The sequence below is a fragment of the Pseudomonas sp. NPDC088368 genome (genome assembly GCF_044753445.1).
Taxonomy (GTDB): domain Bacteria; phylum Pseudomonadota; class Gammaproteobacteria; order Pseudomonadales; family Pseudomonadaceae; genus Aquipseudomonas; species Aquipseudomonas bambusae.
The window spans coordinates 495,233-513,575 of sequence record NZ_JBIVNG010000003.1 but is presented as its reverse complement, the minus strand read 5'-3'; the positions used below and the strand labels follow the sequence as shown (position 1 = coordinate 513,575).

The window sequence follows — 18,343 nt, the reverse complement described above, 5'->3', positions numbered from 1 at the left end:
CGTTTATAGTCAACCACCAGATGTTCGCGCTAGCGCGCAGGAATTGAAGCGTTTTGAAGAAATCCACCGCAGCACCCAGTCCCGTTCCGCTCTGGCGGCAGCATTTGCACTACCGACTCAAGGAAGGTGCGCTGATCGCATTCGGCTTCTTGTGCCTGTACCTGATGATGGCCTTGTTGACCTACGATCAGGCCGATCCGGGCTGGAGCCATACCAGCAGTTCCGTCCAGGTGCAGAACGCCGCAGGCCGTGCGGGCGCGTTCTCCGCCGATATTCTGTTCATGGTATTAGGCTATTTCGCTTACATCTTCCCCATTTTGCTAGGGGTCAAGGCGTATCAGGTGTTCCGGCAGCGGCACGACCCATGGCAATGGAGCGGCTGGCTGTTTTCCTGGCGCATGATTGGCCTGGTGTTTCTGATACTGGCCGGCGCCGCGTTGGCGCATATCCATTTCCACTCCGCATCGGGCCTGCCGGGTTCCGCGGGTGGTGTGCTGGGCGAGGTGCTGGGCGATCTGGCCAAGCGTGCGCTCAACGTACAGGGCAGCACCTTGCTGTTCATCGCGCTGTTCCTGTTCGGTCTGACCGTGTTCACCGACTTGTCGTGGTTCAAGGTGATGGACACCACTGGCAAGATCACGCTGGACCTGTTCGAGCTGTTTCAGGGCGCGATCAACCGTTGGTGGTCCGAGCGCACCGAGCGCAAGCAAATGGTCGCTCAACTGCGGGAAGTCGACATGCGTGTCGACGAAGTGGTGGCGCCCGTGGTGCCGGATCGTCGTGAACAGGCCAAGGCCAAGGAACGCCTGATCGAGCGCGAACAGGCCCTGAGCGAGCACATGGTGGCTCGCGAGAAGCACATCCCTGCGGTCATCGCCCCGGCTCCGGCCAAACCGCCAGAGCCGAGCAAGCGCGTATTGAAGGAGAAACAGGCGCCGTTGTTCGTCGACAGCGCCGTGGAAGGCACCCTGCCGCCTATCTCGATTCTCGACCCGGCAGAAAAGAAGCAGCTCAACTATTCGCCTGAGTCACTGGCCGCCGTTGGGCACCTGCTGGAAATCAAGCTCAAGGAATTCGGCGTCGAAGTCACCGTGGATTCGATCCATCCCGGTCCGGTCATTACCCGCTACGAGATTCAACCGGCAGCGGGGGTCAAGGTCAGCCGCATCTCCAACCTTGCGAAAGACCTGGCGCGTTCTCTGGCCGTGACCAGCGTCCGCGTGGTCGAGGTGATTCCGGGCAAGACCACGGTCGGTATCGAGATTCCCAACGAGGACCGGCAGATCGTGCGCTTCTCCGAAGTGTTGTCGACCCCCGAATACGACAATTTCAAATCGCCGGTCACGCTGGCGCTGGGGCATGACATCGGCGGCAAGCCGATCATCACTGACCTCGCCAAGATGCCGCACTTGCTGGTAGCCGGTACGACTGGTTCCGGTAAGTCGGTGGGTGTGAACGCGATGATTCTGTCGATCCTGTTCAAGTCCGGCCCGGAAGACGCCAAGCTGATCATGATCGACCCGAAAATGCTTGAGCTGTCCATCTATGAAGGCATCCCGCACCTGCTGTGCCCGGTGGTGACCGACATGAAGGACGCCGCCAATGCCCTGCGCTGGTCGGTGGCCGAGATGGAGCGTCGCTACAAGCTGATGGCCAAGATGGGCGTACGTAACCTGTCGGGCTTCAACCATAAGATCAAGGAAGCGGAAGACGCCGGGACGCCGATTTCGGACCCGTTGTATCACCGCGAAAGCATTCACGACGAAGCGCCGCTGCTGACCAAGCTGCCGACGATTGTCGTGGTGGTCGACGAATTCGCCGACATGATGATGATCGTCGGCAAGAAGGTCGAAGAGCTGATCGCCCGTATCGCGCAGAAGGCCCGTGCCGCAGGCATCCACCTGATCCTCGCGACCCAGCGTCCGTCGGTTGACGTGATCACCGGTCTGATCAAAGCGAACATTCCGACCCGTATGGCGTTCCAGGTGTCGAGCAAGATCGATTCCCGGACCATCATTGATCAGGGCGGCGCCGAACAGCTGCTCGGCCACGGTGACATGCTGTACATGCCGCCGGGCACCAGCCTGCCGATCCGGGTGCACGGCGCCTTCGTGTCCGATGACGAGGTTCACCGCGTCGTCGAAGCCTGGAAGCTGCGCGGCACGCCCCAGTACAACGACGACATCCTCAATGGCGTCGAAGAGGCGGGCAGCGGCTTCGAGGGCAGCAGCGGCGGAGGCGACGGTGACGACGCCGAAACCGATGCGCTGTACGACGAGGCGGTCAACTTCGTGCTGGAAAGCCGTCGTGCGTCGATCTCCGCTGTGCAACGCAAGCTCAAGATTGGTTACAACCGCGCCGCGCGGATGATCGAAGCCATGGAAATGGCCGGTGTCGTGACCGCAATGAACACCAATGGCTCGCGGGAAGTGATTGCACCCAGCCCCGCGCGTGATTGACACTTCGCCCATGACATGTGATCGGATGGCGCCTCATGGCGCCGTCCGTGTTAATTGACCCCAAAGAGGACTCCCATGCGTCTTATCCGCATGTTGTTGGTATCTGCACTGGCTTTTTCCGCTCTCCCGGCCCACGCCGACAGCAAGGACGTGGCGCGTCTGACCCAGCTGCTGGAAAGCTCGAAAACCCTGAGCGGCCGCTTTTCTCAGCTGACGCTGGACGGCGGTGGCACGCAGTTGCAGGAAACCGCAGGCGACATGGTGTTGCAGCGTCCAGGCTTGTTTTACTGGCACACCGACGCGCCTCAGGAACAACTGATGGTCTCTGACGGCAAGAAAGTCTCGCTGTGGGACCCGGACCTGGAGCAGGTCACCATCAAGACCCTCGACCAGCGCCTGACCCAGACCCCAGCCTTGCTGCTGTCCGGTGACGTGTCGAAGATCAGCGAAAGTTTCGACATCAGCGCCAAGGAAGCGGGCGGGGTGATCGACTTCGTGCTCAAGCCGAAATCCAAGGACACCCTGTTCGATAACCTGCGTCTGTCGTTCCGCAACGGCATGATCAACGACATGCAGTTGATCGACAGCGTCGGCCAGCGCACCAATATCCTGTTCACCGGCGTCAAGGCCAACGAGCCTGTCGCGGCGAGCAAATTCCAGTTCCAGATCCCGAAGGGCGCGGACGTCATTCAGGAATAAGAGGTTCGAAAGTCCAGCATGGACCTGTTCAGCAGTGAGCCGATTGCCCAGCCCCTGGCTGCCCGTTTGCGGGCGACCAACCTGGACGAATACGTCGGCCAACAGCACTTGCTCGCCCACGGCAAGCCCTTGCGTGAAGCGCTGGAGCAGGGCGCGCTGCATTCGATGATTTTCTGGGGCCCGCCGGGCGTGGGGAAAACCACGCTGGCGCGGCTTCTGGCGAAGGTCTCCGACGCGCACTTCGAAACCGTTTCGGCGGTGTTGGCCGGGGTCAAAGAGATTCGTCAGGCCGTCGAAGTCGCCAAGCAACAGGCCGGCCAATACGGCCGCCGCACCATTCTGTTTGTCGACGAAGTGCACCGCTTCAACAAGTCGCAACAGGACGCGTTTCTGCCTTATGTCGAAGACGGCACGCTGATTTTCATCGGCGCGACCACCGAAAACCCGTCCTTTGAACTGAACAACGCCTTGCTCTCACGCGCCCGCGTCTATGTGCTGAAAAGCCTGGACGAAGCGGCCCTGCGCCAACTGGTGGACCGTGCCCTCACCGAAGAGCGCGGCCTGGGCAATCGGCATCTGACCTTGGGTGACGAAGCGTTCAAGACCCTGTTGGCTGCTGCCGATGGCGATGGCCGTCGCATGCTCAACTTGCTGGAAAACGCCTCGGACCTGGCGGAAGACAACAGCGCGATCGAGCCCGAGTTGCTGCAAAGCCTGCTGGGCGACAGCCGCCGCCGGTTCGACAAGGGCGGTGAGGCGTTCTACGACCAGATTTCCGCGCTGCATAAGTCGATTCGCGGCTCCAATCCTGACGCGGCGCTGTACTGGTTCGCCCGGATGATCGACGGTGGCTGTGATCCGCTGTATCTCGCCCGTCGCGTGGTGCGCATGGCCAGCGAGGACATCGGTAACGCCGACCCGCGCGCGCTGCCGCTGTGCATGTCCGCCTGGGATGTGCAGGAACGGCTTGGCAGCCCCGAAGGCGAGTTGGCGGTGGCGCAGGCCATCGTTTACCTGGCCTGCGCGCCGAAAAGCAATGCCGTGTACATGGGGTTCAAGATGGCGATGCGCGAGGCGACCGAACACGGTTCGCTGGAAGTGCCGTTGCATTTGCGCAATGCCCCGACCAAATTGATGAAGCAACTGGGTTACGGCGAAGAATATCGCTACGCCCATGACGAACCGGATGCCTACGCCGCAGGTGAAGACTACTTCCCTGACGAGCTGGAACCGCGTCAGTATTACCAGCCGGTCCCTCGCGGGCTGGAGCTGAAAATCGGCGAAAAACTCAAACACTTGGCCGCACTCGACCGCGCCAGCCCCCGTCAGCGGAGAAAATAGTGATTCAGACGATTCTTGCGGTGTCGATTGCAGGCATCGCTGGTACATTATTGCGTTTTGCGGCAGGCACTTGGGTGTCGGCGAACTGGCCGAAGTATTTCTACACGGCGACGCTGGCGGTCAATCTGGTGGGTTGCCTGATCATCGGCTTGCTGTACGGCTGGTTCCTGTTGCGTCCGGAAGTGCCGATTGAAATCCGTGCCGGTCTGATCGTCGGTTTTGTCGGCGGCCTGACGACCTTTTCGTCTTTTTCTCTGGATACCCTGCGTTTGCTCGAAAGCGGGCAGGCGCCACTGGCCATCGGCTATGCGGTGATCAGTGTGTTTGGCGGGCTGCTGGCGACCTGGGCAGGTCTGTCGCTGACCCGAATGTAATAGACCCGAATTCAACGAACCCGATTCAATCACGAGGCAACGATATGCTCGATTCCAAACTGTTACGTACCCAACTTCAGGACGTAGCGGATCGCCTGGCTTCCCGTGGCTTCACACTGGACGTGGCCCGCATCGAAGCGCTGGAAAACCAGCGCAAGACAGTGCAGACCCGCACTGAGCAGCTTCAGGCCGAGCGTAATGCCCGTTCCAAATCCATTGGCCAGGCCAAGCAGCGCGGCGAAGACATCGCGCCGTTGATGGCCGACATCGACCGCATGGCTGAAGAGCTGAGCACTGGCAAGAAAGAGCTGGACGCCATTCAGTCCGAGCTCGATGTCATTCTGCTGAACATGCCGAACCTGCCTCACGAATCCGTGCCGGTGGGTGCTGACGAAGAAGAAAACGTCGAAGTGCGCAAGTGGGGCACGCCAGCGTCGTTCGACTTCGCGGTTCAGGATCACGTCGCGCTGGGTGAGAAGTTCGGTTGGCTGGATTTCGAAACCGCCGCCAAGCTGTCCGGCGCCCGTTTCGCCGTGCTGCGTGGCCCGATTGCGCGCCTGCACCGTGCCCTCGCGCAGTTCATGATCACGTTGCACATCAACGAACACGGCTATGAAGAGGCCTACACGCCTTATCTGGTTCAAGCCCCGGCACTGCAAGGCACCGGTCAATTGCCGAAGTTCGAAGAAGACCTGTTCAAGATCGCACGCGAAGGTGAAGCCGATCTGTACCTGATCCCGACGGCGGAAGTGTCGCTGACCAACCTCGTCGCCGGTGAAATCCTCGATGCCAAACAGCTGCCGCTGAAGTTCGTCGCCCACACCCCGTGCTTCCGTTCCGAAGCCGGTGCGTCGGGCCGCGACACCCGCGGCATGATCCGTCAGCACCAGTTCGACAAGGTCGAGATGGTGCAGATCGTCGAGCCTGACAAATCCATGGAAGCGCTCGAAGGTCTGACCGGCAACGCCGAACGCGTGCTGCAATTGCTGGAGCTGCCGTATCGCGTGCTGGCCCTGTGCACCGGCGACATGGGTTTCAGCGCTGTGAAAACCTACGACTTGGAAGTGTGGATTCCGAGCCAGGACAAATATCGCGAAATCTCGTCGTGCTCCAACTGCGGCGACTTCCAGGCGCGCCGCATGCAGGCCCGCTGGCGCAACCCGGAAACCGGGAAACCGGAGCTGGTGCACACCCTCAACGGCTCCGGCCTGGCAGTGGGTCGTACCCTGGTGGCGGTGCTGGAGAACTATCAGCAGGCGGACGGTTCGATTCGCGTGCCTGAAGTGCTCAAGCCGTGGATGGGTGGCATCGAGGTCATCGGCTAAATGGAGTTCCTGCCGCTGTTCCACAACCTTCGGGGTGCCCGCGTGCTAGTGGTGGGCGGCGGCGAGATTGCCTTGCGCAAGTCTCGCTTGCTGGCTGACGCCGGTGCGGTCCTGCGGGTGGTTGCACCCCAGATCGGAACAGAGCTGCGCGAGCTGATCGACAGCAGCGGTGGCGAGCAGATTCTCCGTGGTTACGACGAGGCGGATGTGAACGGCTGCGTGCTGATCATCGCCGCCACCGACGACGAACCCCTCAATGCCCAAGTCTCTGCCGATGCTCATCAGCGCGGCGTACCGGTCAACGTGGTGGATGCGCCTGCCCTGTGCAGCGTGATTTTTCCGGCCATCGTCGACCGCTCGCCGCTGGTGATTGCCGTGTCCAGTGGCGGCGATGCGCCGGTGCTGGCGCGCTTGATCCGGGCCAAGCTGGAAAGCTGGATTCCGCCGACCTATGGCCATCTGGCCGGTCTCGCGGCGCGTTTCCGTCACCAGGTGAAGAACCTGTTTCCGAATGTCCAGCAACGCCGGGCATTCTGGGAAGACGTGTTTCAAGGGCCTATCGCGGATCGCCAACTGGCCGGGCAGGGCGCCGAAGCCGAACGTCTGTTGCAGGCGAAAATCGACGGTGAAGCGCCCAGCGCGTCAGGCGAGGTGTATCTGGTCGGTGCGGGCCCGGGCGATCCGGACCTGCTGACCTTCAAGGCCTTACGCCTGATGCAGCAAGCCGATGTCGTGCTCTACGACCGTCTGGTCGCCCCGGCGATTCTTGAACTGTGCCGTCGCGACGCGGACCGCATTTATGTCGGCAAGCAGCGCGCCGATCATGCCCTGCCGCAGGACCAGATCAACCAGCAATTGGTGGCGCTGGCCAAACAGGGCAAGCGCGTCGTGCGGCTCAAAGGGGGCGATCCGTTCATCTTTGGCCGTGGCGGCGAAGAAATTGAAGAGCTGGCGGCCAACGGCATTCCGTTTCAAGTGGTGCCGGGCATCACCGCGGCCAGTGGTTGCGCGGCGTATGCCGGGATTCCGCTGACCCACCGCGATTATGCGCAATCCGTGCGTTTCGTGACGGGGCACTTGAAGAACAACACCACCGACCTGCCGTGGAAAGACCTGGTCTCTCCTGCGCAGACGCTGGTGTTCTACATGGGGCTGATTGGCTTGCCGATCATCTGCAGCGAGCTGGTCAAGCACGGTCGTTCGGCTGACACCCCTGCCGCGTTGATCCAGCAGGGCACTACAACCAACCAGCGCGTCTTCACCGGTACGCTGGCCAACCTGCCGCAGCTGGTGGCGGAGCATGAAGTGCATGCGCCGACGCTGGTGATCGTCGGGGAAGTGGTGACGTTGCGGGACAAACTGGCGTGGTTCGAAGGCGCTCAAAGCGGCGTCTGATTGTCAGCCCTTGAAGCGGGTGTGAGCCCGCTTCAAGGGAACTGTCGAACGTGTCTTACCGAAAGCTGTTGCGTGGGCGCTTCAATCCGAGTCGGTCACGCAACGTGCCCGGCTCGTACTCGGTGCGAAACACACCTCTCGCTTGCAGCAGCGGCACAACACTGGCCGTGAAGCTGTCGAAGTCCGTCGGCAGGAACGGGAACATCAGGTTGTACCCATCCACCGCTCCCGCCTCGTAGTACTCCGCCAACCTGTCAGCCACCTGCTCGGCCGTCCCGATCACCAGCGATGTGCTCGAACTCTTGATCAGTGCCCGGCCCAGTTCGCGGATAGTGATGCTCGCGTCATAGGTTTTGATCAAAGCCAGCTTGGTGCGAATGCCGTCGAATTCTGCCTCGTCTGGAAGGGGAGGCAACGGTCCGTCGGGCGACAATCCGCTGAGGTCAAGCCGGATGTAACTCGACACCAAGTCAATCGCGATGGCGTCGATGATCAGGCTGTCGACCAGTTGCTCACGACGCTCCGCTTCACTCTCATCACCCAGCACGACCGGCAAGACACCGGCGATCACCTTCAGGTCGCTCGGCTGCCGATCCTTCAAGGCTAGTCGTCGGTTCAGCTCTGCGCGATAGGTCAAGGCCTCTTCAACCGAGTTTACGAAGCAGAAATGCACATCGGCATGGGCGGCGGCCAGGTCGAGACCTGCATCCGAAGACCCCGCTTGGGCGAGAATCGGATAGGCCTGGGGCGTACGAGGTACGTTCAACGGGCCACGCACTTTGAAATACTCGCCATCATGGTGGAGCGCGTGAATTTTCGCCGGGTCGGCAAAATCGCCACTTTCCTTGTTGAACGTCAGCGCGTCGTCTTCCCACGAGTCCCACAGGCGCTTCACCACACCGACGAATTCATGGGCGCGCTGGTAGCGGTTTCCATGCTTCGGAACCCCGGTGACGCCGAAGTTGGCCGCTTCCTCTTCGAGCCACGACGTCACGATGTTCCAGCTCACTCGTCCTTCGCTGATGTGGTCCAGTGACGCGAAATAACGCGCGAGGTTGTACGGATCGTTGTAGGACGTGGAAGCGGTGGCCATCAGGCCGATGGATTCCGTGACCGCTGCCAATGCGGATAACAGGGTGATCGGCTCCAGTCGGGGGTTGGCGTAATGCTTGAGGCCGCTGGGCACGGAATCCCAGACCCCGACATGGTCCGCGACGAAAACGGCATCGAATTTCGATGCCTCCGCCTGCTGCACCAGTTTCACGAAAAACGGAAGCCTGAAAACCTCCGTCGTCGGAGCCTGAGGGTGACGCCACGAAAAACGGTAATCACCCTGAGGATTAAAAAAGAACAGGTTCAGAATCATGCTGCGGTTGGACATGGCTCGCGCTCACTCGCTGAATAGATGCGTCATCCGGACGGGGCGCCGTTAGCCTGCGGTCACGGCGACGTGCTTGCTGACCCATTCGTCCGCGACCTTGGCCGGGTCTTTGTGGTCGATGTCGACCAGACGATTCAATTCGGTCAGCTCTTTGGTGGTGAGGGCAGCGGAGACTTTGTCGAGGGTCTGGGTGATCTGTGGTGTCAGCACGGATTTGCGGATGACCGGCGTAATGTTCTGAACGGGCTGCTGGTTTTTATCATCATCCAGGACAACCCAGGGTTCGGTGGCCAGGATGCCTTGGGTGGAGACCACCGTGACGACATCGATAGTGCCTGAGTTCAGCGCCAGCCTGGACAGGGGGCCGCCCATGTCGAGGGACTTGATGGATTTGAAATCGATGCCGTAAACCGCTTTGAGCCCAGGCACGCCCAGCGCCGATGTTTTCACTTCCGGCGGGCCACCCAGCACCAGTTGGCTCGATACAGGCGCCAGGTCCGACAGGGTTTTGAGGTGGTATTTTTCGGCGGTCTTATGGGTCACGGCCCACGCGGTCGCAGAGCCTGCGGATGAGGAATCGAGCAATTCCAGGCTGTCAGGCAGTTTGGCTTTCAGCGCTTGGGTGATTGCCTGCTGATCCGTCAGGGCGGCCTTGTTGTCGTAGAAGGCAAGCAACGAGCCGATGTATTCGGGCACGACATCGACGTCACCGCTTTTGAGCGCCGCGGCGATGACCTGCCGGTTGCCTAGATTAAGTCGCGTTTGAGTCTCGATGCCCGCTTTGCGAAGTGCCGACGCGTAAATATTCGCCAATACAGATTGCTCGGAAAAATTGGCGCCCCCCACGGTGATGGCGGCAGCACTCGCGAGATGGCTGGCGGCAAATAAACCGATTCCCACAAATACCGCTAATACCGTTTTAGGTGTTGAAAGGGTGAGGGCAGTCATCTGTTCGCTCCAATGGCAGTGTCGTTCTAGGTTCTGTTTTTGTTACGTGGCGTTTAAGGGGGACTTTCCGAGCCACGCCTGTTTGCGGATCAACTTTTCGGCGCCCGAACACAACCCTTCACTGAGCATGGCGAGTACCGAAACCGTGATTGCTCCGGCAATGGTTTGTGGAATGTCGTAGCGGCCAAGTCCATCGATTAAGAAACGCCCCAATCCTCCAAAACCGGCATAAGCGGCGATGGTGGCAGTGGCTATCAATTGAAGGAGTGCAGTGCGGAATCCGACGAAAATGATGGGGAAGGCAAGCGGCAGTTCGAGTTCGAGAATAATGTCGCGACGGCGCATGCCCATCGCTTTGGCGGAATTTTTCAAGGACGATTCCACTTCCCCGATACCGACAATGGTGTTGGTCAGAATGGGTGGAATGCTCATCAAGGTTAACGCCAGGATCACGGCGCTCACATCGAAGCCAATCACCATGATGGCGAGGATGACGACACCTAAGGAGGGCAATGCGCGACCCAGATTGAACAGGCCGATGGCGATGTGTGCGCTGCGTTTGTAATGAGCGATCGCGATACCCAAGGGCAACGCAATACCGGTGGCAATCGCCAGACTGATGCCGACGTAATAAAGATGTTCTGAAAGCCGTACGAAGATGCCTTCGTCGCCGAGCCAGTTTTCCGATTGAAGGAACCAGGTGAAAACTGCGTTAAGGGTGTCCATCACCTCACCCACGGGAACAGGCGCTTTTCAGCACTGTAAAAAGCAAAGTCGACACTGATGGCAAGGAGCACTGTTAATACCAGGCTGATAATGACGGGGGTGGAAAAACTCAATGTCAGGCCTGTCACGAACAGTTGGCCGAGCCCGCCTTGGCCAATAATCGCCGTCACGGTCACAAGTCCCACCAGCGTGACCGCTGTCGTGCGCAAACCGCCGAACAGATAAGGAATGGCCAAGGGCAGTTCAACGGCCAGAAAACCCTGCAAACGGGTATATCCGATGGCTCGCGCTTCCTGTAAGACGACAGGGGATGTGCTCGCTAAACCTGCCAGCGTGTTTTGCAGAATGATCAGTAACGAATAGACGCTCAGGCCTATTACCGAGGTGGTTTTTGACAGTCCTGTTATGGGCATCAATAAGATGAACAGCGCCAGCGACGGGATGGTGAAAAGGATGCCGCTGATGTAGGTCAACGGACGGGAGAGTGTCGGCAGCCACAGCGTCAGCAGAATCATGACGCTGGCGATCAGCGTGCCCAATAACATTGAAAGCGCGACCAGTTGTAGATGATCAGCGAGCAGGCCGAGGATCATCGGAATGTTGTCGCTGACCCATTCGGTGTCAATCATTCACGACCTCCCGCTGTGGGTCGTGAAGGGCATCGTAGAGGTGGGACGTCGAAATGCAGCGGGTGTATTTACCGTCGTCGTCGACCTGAACGATGACGCCTGAGGGCGTACTCAGGATTTTCAACAGGGCGTGGTGCAACGACTCCGTGCCGGAAACCAGCGTCAAACGGGGAGCGGGGTGGTGGCTATCGCTGAGCCAACTGATGGGCTGGTGCTGGTCATTGAGCACCAGTTTCAGGGCAGGGCTGACATGGGCCAGTCGGGTTTCAGCCGCGCTGTCTAGCCTTGGCGCGGCGCTGTCGGGTTCTTCCAGTTCAGAGACCTTCATCAAGGCCAGCCGTTTGAGCGACGGGTCGTTCCCTACGAATTGCTGCACGAAGGGGCTGGCCGGGTACGCCAGAATATTTTTCGGCGTGTCGAACTGAACCAGCTTGCCTTCTTCTTCGAAAACCGCGATGCGATCCGCCAGCTTGATCGCCTCTTCCATGTCGTGGGTGACGAGGACGATGGTCTTGTGCAACCGTTTCTGCAGGGAGACGAGTTCGTCCTGAAGTCGCTCGCGAATGAGCGGGTCAAGTGCGCTGAAAGGTTCGTCCATCAGGATCACGGGCGGGTCCGAGGCGAGCGCCCGAGCAAGGGCCACCCGACTTTGCTGCCCACCGGACAGCTGGCTTGGGTAACGCCCCGCCAGCTCAGGCGGTAGCCCCACCAAGTCCATGAGCTCGACCACGCGTCGCCGGGTTTTCTCTTTGTCCCATTTCAGTAGATGCGGCACCGCGGCGATGTTCGCTTCCACGGTCCTGTGCGGAAACAGGGCGGCGTTTTGCATCATGAAGCCGATCCGTCGACGCAGGCTGACAACATCCGTTTCGCCAATGTCACTGCCATCAACGCTGATCGTGCCTTCGTCCTGGAGGTCCAGCCGGTTGATCATCTTCAGGATGGACGTCTTGCCGCAGCCGCTTGGCCCGATCAGTACGCACAACTCGCCTTCTCGTATGTCGAGGTTGAGCGCAGTGACTGCAGGGGCTTTCTTACCTTTGTGGTACTTCGTGACATTCTCGAAACGTATCATTCAAAAGCACCGACGTTGACTGAAGGTCGTTCATGGGCCTGCCGCGTTGGCAAAGGATGGACAGGGCTGTCGATGGGCGTCAGGAAGTTGTTGAAAAAGAGTTGTCGGTAATTACGCACGACATACACCCCGTTGCGCTCAATCCACTGCTGACGCCGAGCGTGGTAGACCGTCGGTAGGCAATACCACGGCAGTTTGGGTAAGTCGTGATGCACGAGATGGAAGTTCAAGTTCAAAAACAGCCAACTCAATAGGCCTTTCGACTCGTTGATCACCGTGCGGTGTTCTGCCCGCTCGGAAGGGCGATGTTCATAGAATGAGCGAATCATGCCAATGGCCAATGCCGGTATGGACACGAACACCACATATTCCCAGGCACTTACGGCACTGTAATGTTCCACTGTCCAGAGCATCACGGCGACCCACGCGATATGAAGCGCCCACATGTGCGCACTTTCATCCCGGCGTTGTATGGCCTTTGGAATGTCTGAAAACACCAGTGAAGCGATGGCCAGGGGCACGCCGGTTAGCAGGCGGCCCGCCACCGTTTTATTTGTCCAGAGAATGAAGCGCTGGACCGTGGGCAGGTATTCCCAGTCGGCGGCGGAGATGTAGCGACTTTCGGGATCGATACCCGGCACGGTCAGTGTTTCATCAATATGGTGCGCGAGGTGCGTGTCGCGGTAAACGTTGTACGGGTACCAGACTGCGAAGGGCAGGTAGGCCAACGCTTTATTCAGAGCGGGCGAACGCGAGGGGTGTCCGTGAATGCACTCGTGTTGTAACGACATCCACAGCACGATCAACGGCAACAGCAGACTGATCGAAATAAACGGTCCCAATGCTCGGCCGTGAAAAATGATCGCGCACCACGCGCTGTAAAAACCGATGATCAATAACCAAGTTGGCCATTCAGTGCGTGCTGTGAAAGTATTGAGGACTTCAGAAACTTCCGCCTGATGCTGTGTGTCCAGGTAGTTCGACATCGCGCGCCCTTGAATAAATAAAAATGCTGTATTCCGTTACATGCAAATGCAGTTGATCGCGGAGTAATAAATGACGTCGTGACTGCTCCCTGGCGCTCGGCAACAGGCACCCGGGTTCTTCGTTTCAAAAGTCGAACGTTATTTAAACGAGCGGTCCGTCAAAAACCTTCACATGGCGTAAAGCAGAAACGCTAGGCCCTCACCTACCGCACTGGAGGTTTCACTGTTCGCCTGGCAAGGCACTGGAGACGGCGAGAGGAGGGATATTTTAGATGCGCAGGCGATCGCGGACATCGGATTTAAAAAAGCCGTGCTTTTATTTCCAATGTTCAGGTTTGCGTACTTGGGCATGATCGCATCACAACAGGCAGGTGGCAGTTTTAAGTAAGTTCAAACTATCACGTTGTGTGATTCCTCAAAATAATAAGTTCGCTTATGCTTATGAGGAAATGACATATGTCGTCGCTACACAGTCCGTCCCGCGAGGTGTTTCGCAGCGGTTGCACGGTCTCGCTGAAGCGCGGGTCAGGGCAGGAAAAGACGGTCCTTTCCAGAAGGGGAAGGCGACTCGCGAGACGATCCCAAGGGGATCGTCTGCGTGTGAGGTCTACGGGTGGACGATCATATGTGCTGAACGATCCCAAGGCCCGGAAGGCGTGCGCGATCATGGCCACCGGAAAAATCTTGCGCCGGTCCCTTGGGCACTACGCCCGTCGGGTTGATGGTGGCATGGCTGGCATAGTAGTGATGCTTGATGTGCACGAAGTCGACCGTCTCGGCGATGCCCGGCCATTGGTGCAGCTCGCGCAACCAGTTGCTCAGGTTCGGGTAGTCAGCAATACGACGCAGGTTGCATTTGAAATGCCCGTGATAAACCGCGTCGAACCGAATCAGCGTGGTAAAGAGGCGCACGTCGGCTTCGGTCAGGTATTCGCCAGCCAGGTAACGTTTCTCGCCCAGCAGGTTTTCCAACACGTCCAGCTCAGCGAACACCTCGTCGAAGGCTTGTTCGTAAGCCTTCTGCGTCGTAGCGAATCCGGCGCGATACACGCCGTTGTTGACGGCGGGATAAATCGCGTCATTCAGCCGGTTGATCTCCGGACGAAGCGACTCGGGGTACAGATCCAGACGGTTGCCGGTCAGATCATCGAACGCCGAATTGAACATGCGGATAATTTCCGAGGACTCATTGCTGACGATGCGCTGCAGCTTCTTGTCCCACAGCACGGGCACCGTCACGCGACCGGTGTAATTCGGGTTGTCAGCGAGGTAACGCTGATAGAAGAAGGTGTGACCGTCCAGCGCATCGCCCGTGGAGCCTGTCTGCTTGTCGAAGGTCCAGCCATTTTCGCGCATCAGCCAGCTGACCACCGAAACGTCGATCAGGCTTTCGAGGCCTTTGAGTTTGCGCACGATCAGCGTTCGATGGGCCCATGGGCAGGCCAGCGAAACGTAGAGGTGATAACGGCCTGCTTCGGCCTTGAAGCCGCCTTCGCCAGACGGTCCTGGACGGCCATCTTCGGTGACCCAATTGCGGCGCTGCGCCTGCTCGCGCTGAAACGCGCCGTCTTTGCTTTCATACCACTGGTCTTGCCAGCGCCCTTCAACGAGAAGGCCCATGTCTGACTCCAATCACTGTGTACGTTCGTACGTTGGAGGTCAGTCTAGAGACAATCGTTCGAACAAATAGCGCAAAGAGTCGGGTGTAATGATCGGTTAAATCGATCTGTTACGGTTTTCCCAAAAACGCTCAGCCTGCTCGAAGGCCTCTGCGCGGGGTGTTCCAAGGCCGCGCAAGGCGAGGGCTATGGTCGAGATCAGCGCCAGTTGCGGGTAGCTGTCCTGGACCTCACCTTTCCAGAGGCCGACGAGCTGCTGCGGGTCGAGCGTTGCCGGCTTGACGTGGCGACGCTCGGACATCGCAGGCCATTCCTCATCCCACGGCTGGCCGTCGGTAGTGCCGTACAAATGACTGATCGTGTCCGGATTGATCTCCACTTCTCCGCCGTCGCCCTTGATGACGATGGCGTGATCACCCAACAGGCTGCTGGCGTCGCGGTGCACTGACTGATAGCCGGGATGGAAGATGCTCTGGAGTCCGCAGCGGGCGCCCAACGGGTTCAGAATGCGCGCAAGTGAGTGGATCGGCGAGCGCAGGCCCAGGGTGTTGCGCAGGTCGATCATGCGCTGCAACTGTGGCGCCCAGTCTCCCAATGGCATAAACGCGATGTTTTGCCGCTCCAGTGCCTGCTCCACCGAAGCCCAGCCGCGACACAGTGGAATGCCCAGCAGGTCCAGCAATTGCTCGCTGTACAGTCGACCCGCCGTGTGCGCGCCGCCGCCGTGCATCAACACGCGCACGCCATTCTGCGCGAGGCATTTGGCTGCCAACAGGTACCACGGCAAATGCCGTTTCTTGCCCGCGTAGGTTGGCCAGTCGATATCGACGGTCAGCGGCGGGGCGGTCAGACGTTCACGTACCGCTTCGGTAAAGCCCGCCAGCTCTTCCGGGCTTTCCTCTTTATGGCGCAGCAGCATCAGGAACGCGCCCAGTTGTGTGTCCTCGACCTTTTCATCAAGGATCATGCCCATGGCCTCGCGCGCTTCTTCGCGGGTCATGTTGCGGGCACCGCGCTTACCTTTTCCGAGGATGCGCACGAACGGCGCAAAGGGGTGTTCGGCGGGCGTTTCAGTCAGGAGTGGGGCGACATCGTTCATAAGCAATTGGTCGGCTTTGGCAGGCCCGCCAGCTTGGCGGCAAGTTTGGCGGGAGTGCCGTTGAACAGGCGATTCAGGTGCAGGCTGTTGCCTTTTTCAGCCCCGAGCTTTTGCGCGGTGTATTTCACCAGCGGGCGAGTGGCGGGGGACAGCTGGTATTCGGCGTAAAACGCGCGGAGCAGCTCAAGGATTTCCCAATGTTCGGGTGTCAGGACGATGTCTTCCTCCAGCGCCAGGGCCTCGGCGACTTCGCGGGACCAGTCGTGCAGGTCTTCGAGGTAGCCGTCCTTGTCCAGCGGCAGGGTGCGACCGTTGACGATGAGCTGCTTCATAGCCAGGTGTTGACCTTGTCGAACAGCACCGAGAGTTCGACGAAGCCGGAGTAATCAACGCTTTTCACCCAGTCGGGCAGCGTCAGGTTTCGGGCCTGGGCGTCTTCATCGAGCACGAACACGCGCAGGCTGTCTGCTTTGTCGTCCAGCGACTGGCGCGCAGCGGTTGAAGGCGTCAGGGCATACGTCGCGTCGCCGCACAGCAGGATCGCGTCTTCGTGACCGAGCACGCGCAAACAACTGCTCAGGCCGGAGTCGGCGTACGGGGAATGAGATAACACATGCAAGGTCGACATCAGATCGTGATCACTTGGTCATAACGGTCAATGAGTGCGGCGATTTCATGATCACGCAGCACCTGTAGTGTCTCGACGCTTAGTGCGCTCGGCGACATGCCGCGCTCTGCCAGGCTGGTATTGCAGGCGTACAGGTCTTCGACGCCGAACATTTCCAGGGCCTGAAGGTTGGCCGTCAGGTCTTTCTGTTGCAATTGGCTGGCGCGTTGAGCTGGCAACAGTTGCAGCACGCCATCGTCCAGAAACAACATGCCCAACGGCAAATCGAACGCCCCGCCCGCCAATGCAATGTCCAGGGCTTCGCGGGCGCTGGGGCCCGACCATGGCGATTGGCGGCTAATGATCAGCAACGACTTCGGCATCTCAAGGCCCTCCGAAGCAGATCAAACGGTCGGCTGCCTGCACGGCGTCGTGCAACTGTCCAAGACCGGACAGATCCCACGGAGCAGAAAGATTGGCAGCGGGGCGCGAATAACGCTCGGCTTCTTCTTCATTCAGGACGCCCCGACGAAGGGCGGCGGCGATGCACACCACGCCGTCCAATTGGTGGGCGTTCACGAAGTCGCGCCATTGCGCGGGAATGTCCTGCTCATCCTGAGGCGTGACCACATTGGCCGACGCGCTGTGCACCCCATCCTGATAAAAGAACAACCGCACGATTTCATGCCCGCCTTCCAGCACGGCCTTCGCGTACCGCAAGGCCCGGCGCGAAGAGGGCGCGTGAGCGGGTGAATAGAGGGCGATGGCGAACTTCATGGGCGGCTCGGTCAGCGGGGTGGCAGGGTGAATGGGGCCAATGATAAAGAATTCAAAGGGCGGAGACAGCAAAAAGCCCGCCGAAGCGGGCTTTTTATTGAGGCTGTGGATCAGTCTTTGCTGCTGCCCATGATGCCGAAGATCTGCAACAGGCTGATGAACAGGTTATAGATCGACACATACAGGCTGATGGTCGCCATGATGTAGTTGCGCTCACCACCGTGGATGATGGCGCTGGTCTGGAACAGGATGCACACCGACGAGAACAGCACGAAGCCCGCGCTGATTGCCAGTTGCAGACCGCTGATCTGGAAGAACATGCTCGCCAGCACCGCTGCCAGCAGGACGAAGAAACCGGCAGTAATGAAACCGCCCAGGAAGCTCATGTCCTTGCGGGTGATCAGCACGTACGCCGAGAGGCCGCCGAACACCAGTGCCGTCATCGCGAAGGCGGAAGAGACAATTTCAGCGCCGCCTTGCATACCGAGGTAACGGTTGAGGATCGGGCCGAGAATGAAGCCCATGAAACCGGTCAGCGCGAACGCCGACACCAGACCCCACGCAGAATCGCGCAGTTTGTTGGTGAGGAAGAACAGCCCGTAGAAACCGATCAGCACGACGAACACGTTCGGATAACGAACGTTCATCTGCTGAGCGACGAATGCCATGATCCCGCTGAAGGCGAGGGTAAGGGCCAGAAGGCCGTAAGTGTTGCGCAGGACGCGGCTAACCTCTAGCTGCTCGACCTGCACGCGGTTGTTGACTGCGTAATCCTGTTCGCGCATGGCGCTACTCCTGGTGGTTGAAAGGGGGATCTGAAATCTCAAGTTGCAAAGATCATAACAGAGCCGCAGTGACACGCGAGCCAGAGAGTTTGACAGCTTGTTTCATTACGGTATTATG

At 59.2% G+C, this 18,343-nt stretch carries 19 protein-coding genes; 6 read left to right on the top strand and 13 right to left on the bottom strand.

The window, feature by feature from the left end; genetic code table 11:
* Positions 1 to 53: 53 nt before the first annotated feature.
* The 6 genes from ftsK (at position 54) to cysG (ending at position 7,593) form a co-directional block, all read left to right on the top strand.
* Positions 54 to 2,459 (top strand): DNA translocase FtsK, encoded by a 2,406-nt coding sequence (ftsK, locus tag ACIQAL_RS08740; RefSeq protein ID WP_166594822.1) that lies wholly within the window; start codon positions 54 to 56, stop codon positions 2,457 to 2,459.
* A gap of 75 nt (positions 2,460 to 2,534) precedes the next feature.
* On the top strand, positions 2,535 to 3,158 hold the full coding sequence (gene lolA / locus ACIQAL_RS08735) for an outer membrane lipoprotein chaperone LolA (RefSeq protein ID WP_166594823.1): 624 nt from the start codon (positions 2,535 to 2,537) through the stop codon (positions 3,156 to 3,158).
* Between the two features lie 18 nt (positions 3,159 to 3,176).
* Positions 3,177 to 4,499: a replication-associated recombination protein A gene (locus ACIQAL_RS08730; protein WP_401144480.1), complete on the top strand. Its 1,323-nt coding sequence runs from the start codon at positions 3,177 to 3,179 to the stop codon at positions 4,497 to 4,499.
* On the top strand, positions 4,499 to 4,873 hold the full coding sequence (gene crcB, locus ACIQAL_RS08725; protein WP_401144478.1) for a fluoride efflux transporter CrcB: 375 nt from the start codon (positions 4,499 to 4,501) through the stop codon (positions 4,871 to 4,873). Before ACIQAL_RS08730 ends, crcB begins: the two co-directional genes overlap by 1 nt.
* A 44-nt stretch (positions 4,874 to 4,917) precedes the next feature.
* Positions 4,918 to 6,198, top strand: a complete 1,281-nt coding sequence (gene serS / locus ACIQAL_RS08720) for a serine--tRNA ligase (protein ID WP_166594826.1) — start codon at positions 4,918 to 4,920, stop codon at positions 6,196 to 6,198.
* On the top strand, positions 6,199 to 7,593 hold the full coding sequence (cysG, locus tag ACIQAL_RS08715; protein WP_401144476.1) for a siroheme synthase CysG: 1,395 nt from the start codon (positions 6,199 to 6,201) through the stop codon (positions 7,591 to 7,593).
* 55 nt (positions 7,594 to 7,648) lie between these two features.
* Here the strand turns inward: cysG and ACIQAL_RS08710 are convergent, their stop codons facing one another.
* The 13 genes from ACIQAL_RS08710 to ACIQAL_RS08650 form a co-directional block, all read right to left on the bottom strand.
* Entirely contained in the window at positions 7,649 to 8,974 is a 1,326-nt protein-coding gene (locus ACIQAL_RS08710; RefSeq protein WP_401144474.1) for an NtaA/DmoA family FMN-dependent monooxygenase, read from the bottom strand.
* Between the two features lie 48 nt (positions 8,975 to 9,022).
* On the bottom strand, positions 9,023 to 9,922 hold the full coding sequence (locus ACIQAL_RS08705) for an ABC transporter substrate-binding protein (protein WP_401144472.1): 900 nt from the start codon (positions 9,920 to 9,922) through the stop codon (positions 9,023 to 9,025).
* Positions 9,923 to 9,964: 42 nt separating this feature from the next.
* Positions 9,965 to 10,648, bottom strand: coding sequence for an ABC transporter permease (locus ACIQAL_RS08700; RefSeq protein ID WP_401144470.1), 684 nt, complete (start codon positions 10,646 to 10,648; stop codon positions 9,965 to 9,967).
* Positions 10,648 to 11,277, bottom strand: coding sequence for an ABC transporter permease (locus ACIQAL_RS08695; protein WP_401144468.1), 630 nt, complete (start codon positions 11,275 to 11,277; stop codon positions 10,648 to 10,650). The genes ACIQAL_RS08700 and ACIQAL_RS08695 overlap by 1 nt, the downstream gene beginning before the upstream one ends.
* The gene (locus ACIQAL_RS08690; RefSeq protein ID WP_401144466.1) at positions 11,270 to 12,352 is read right to left on the bottom strand and encodes an ABC transporter ATP-binding protein; all 1,083 of its coding nucleotides are present in this window, start codon (positions 12,350 to 12,352) and stop codon (positions 11,270 to 11,272) included. Before ACIQAL_RS08690 ends, ACIQAL_RS08695 begins: the two co-directional genes overlap by 8 nt.
* A complete protein-coding gene (locus tag ACIQAL_RS08685; protein WP_401144464.1) occupies positions 12,349 to 13,338 on the bottom strand; it encodes a fatty acid desaturase in 990 nt (329 codons plus the stop codon). The genes ACIQAL_RS08690 and ACIQAL_RS08685 overlap by 4 nt, the downstream gene beginning before the upstream one ends.
* Positions 13,339 to 13,959: 621 nt before the next feature.
* Entirely contained in the window at positions 13,960 to 14,958 is a 999-nt protein-coding gene (locus tag ACIQAL_RS08680) for a glutathione S-transferase family protein (protein WP_401144462.1), read from the bottom strand.
* 96 nt (positions 14,959 to 15,054) lie between these two features.
* Positions 15,055 to 16,056 carry a glycosyl transferase family protein gene (locus tag ACIQAL_RS08675; protein WP_401144460.1) on the bottom strand — a complete coding sequence of 334 codons (1,002 nt, stop codon included), beginning with the start codon at positions 16,054 to 16,056 and terminating at the stop codon, positions 15,055 to 15,057.
* Positions 16,053 to 16,388 carry a TusE/DsrC/DsvC family sulfur relay protein gene (locus ACIQAL_RS08670; RefSeq protein WP_401144458.1) on the bottom strand — a complete coding sequence of 112 codons (336 nt, stop codon included), beginning with the start codon at positions 16,386 to 16,388 and terminating at the stop codon, positions 16,053 to 16,055. Before ACIQAL_RS08670 ends, ACIQAL_RS08675 begins: the two co-directional genes overlap by 4 nt.
* Positions 16,385 to 16,684, bottom strand: a complete 300-nt coding sequence (tusB, locus tag ACIQAL_RS08665) for a sulfurtransferase complex subunit TusB (protein ID WP_401144456.1) — start codon at positions 16,682 to 16,684, stop codon at positions 16,385 to 16,387. Before tusB ends, ACIQAL_RS08670 begins: the two co-directional genes overlap by 4 nt.
* Positions 16,684 to 17,046, bottom strand: a complete 363-nt coding sequence (gene tusC / locus ACIQAL_RS08660) for a sulfurtransferase complex subunit TusC (protein ID WP_401144454.1) — start codon at positions 17,044 to 17,046, stop codon at positions 16,684 to 16,686. The genes tusB and tusC overlap by 1 nt, the downstream gene beginning before the upstream one ends.
* Position 17,047: 1 nt before the next feature.
* Entirely contained in the window at positions 17,048 to 17,440 is a 393-nt protein-coding gene (gene tusD / locus ACIQAL_RS08655; protein ID WP_401144452.1) for a sulfurtransferase complex subunit TusD, read from the bottom strand.
* A gap of 110 nt (positions 17,441 to 17,550) precedes the next feature.
* Positions 17,551 to 18,225, bottom strand: coding sequence for a Bax inhibitor-1/YccA family protein (locus ACIQAL_RS08650; RefSeq protein ID WP_166594835.1), 675 nt, complete (start codon positions 18,223 to 18,225; stop codon positions 17,551 to 17,553).
* Between the last annotated feature and the right edge of the window lie 118 nt (positions 18,226 to 18,343).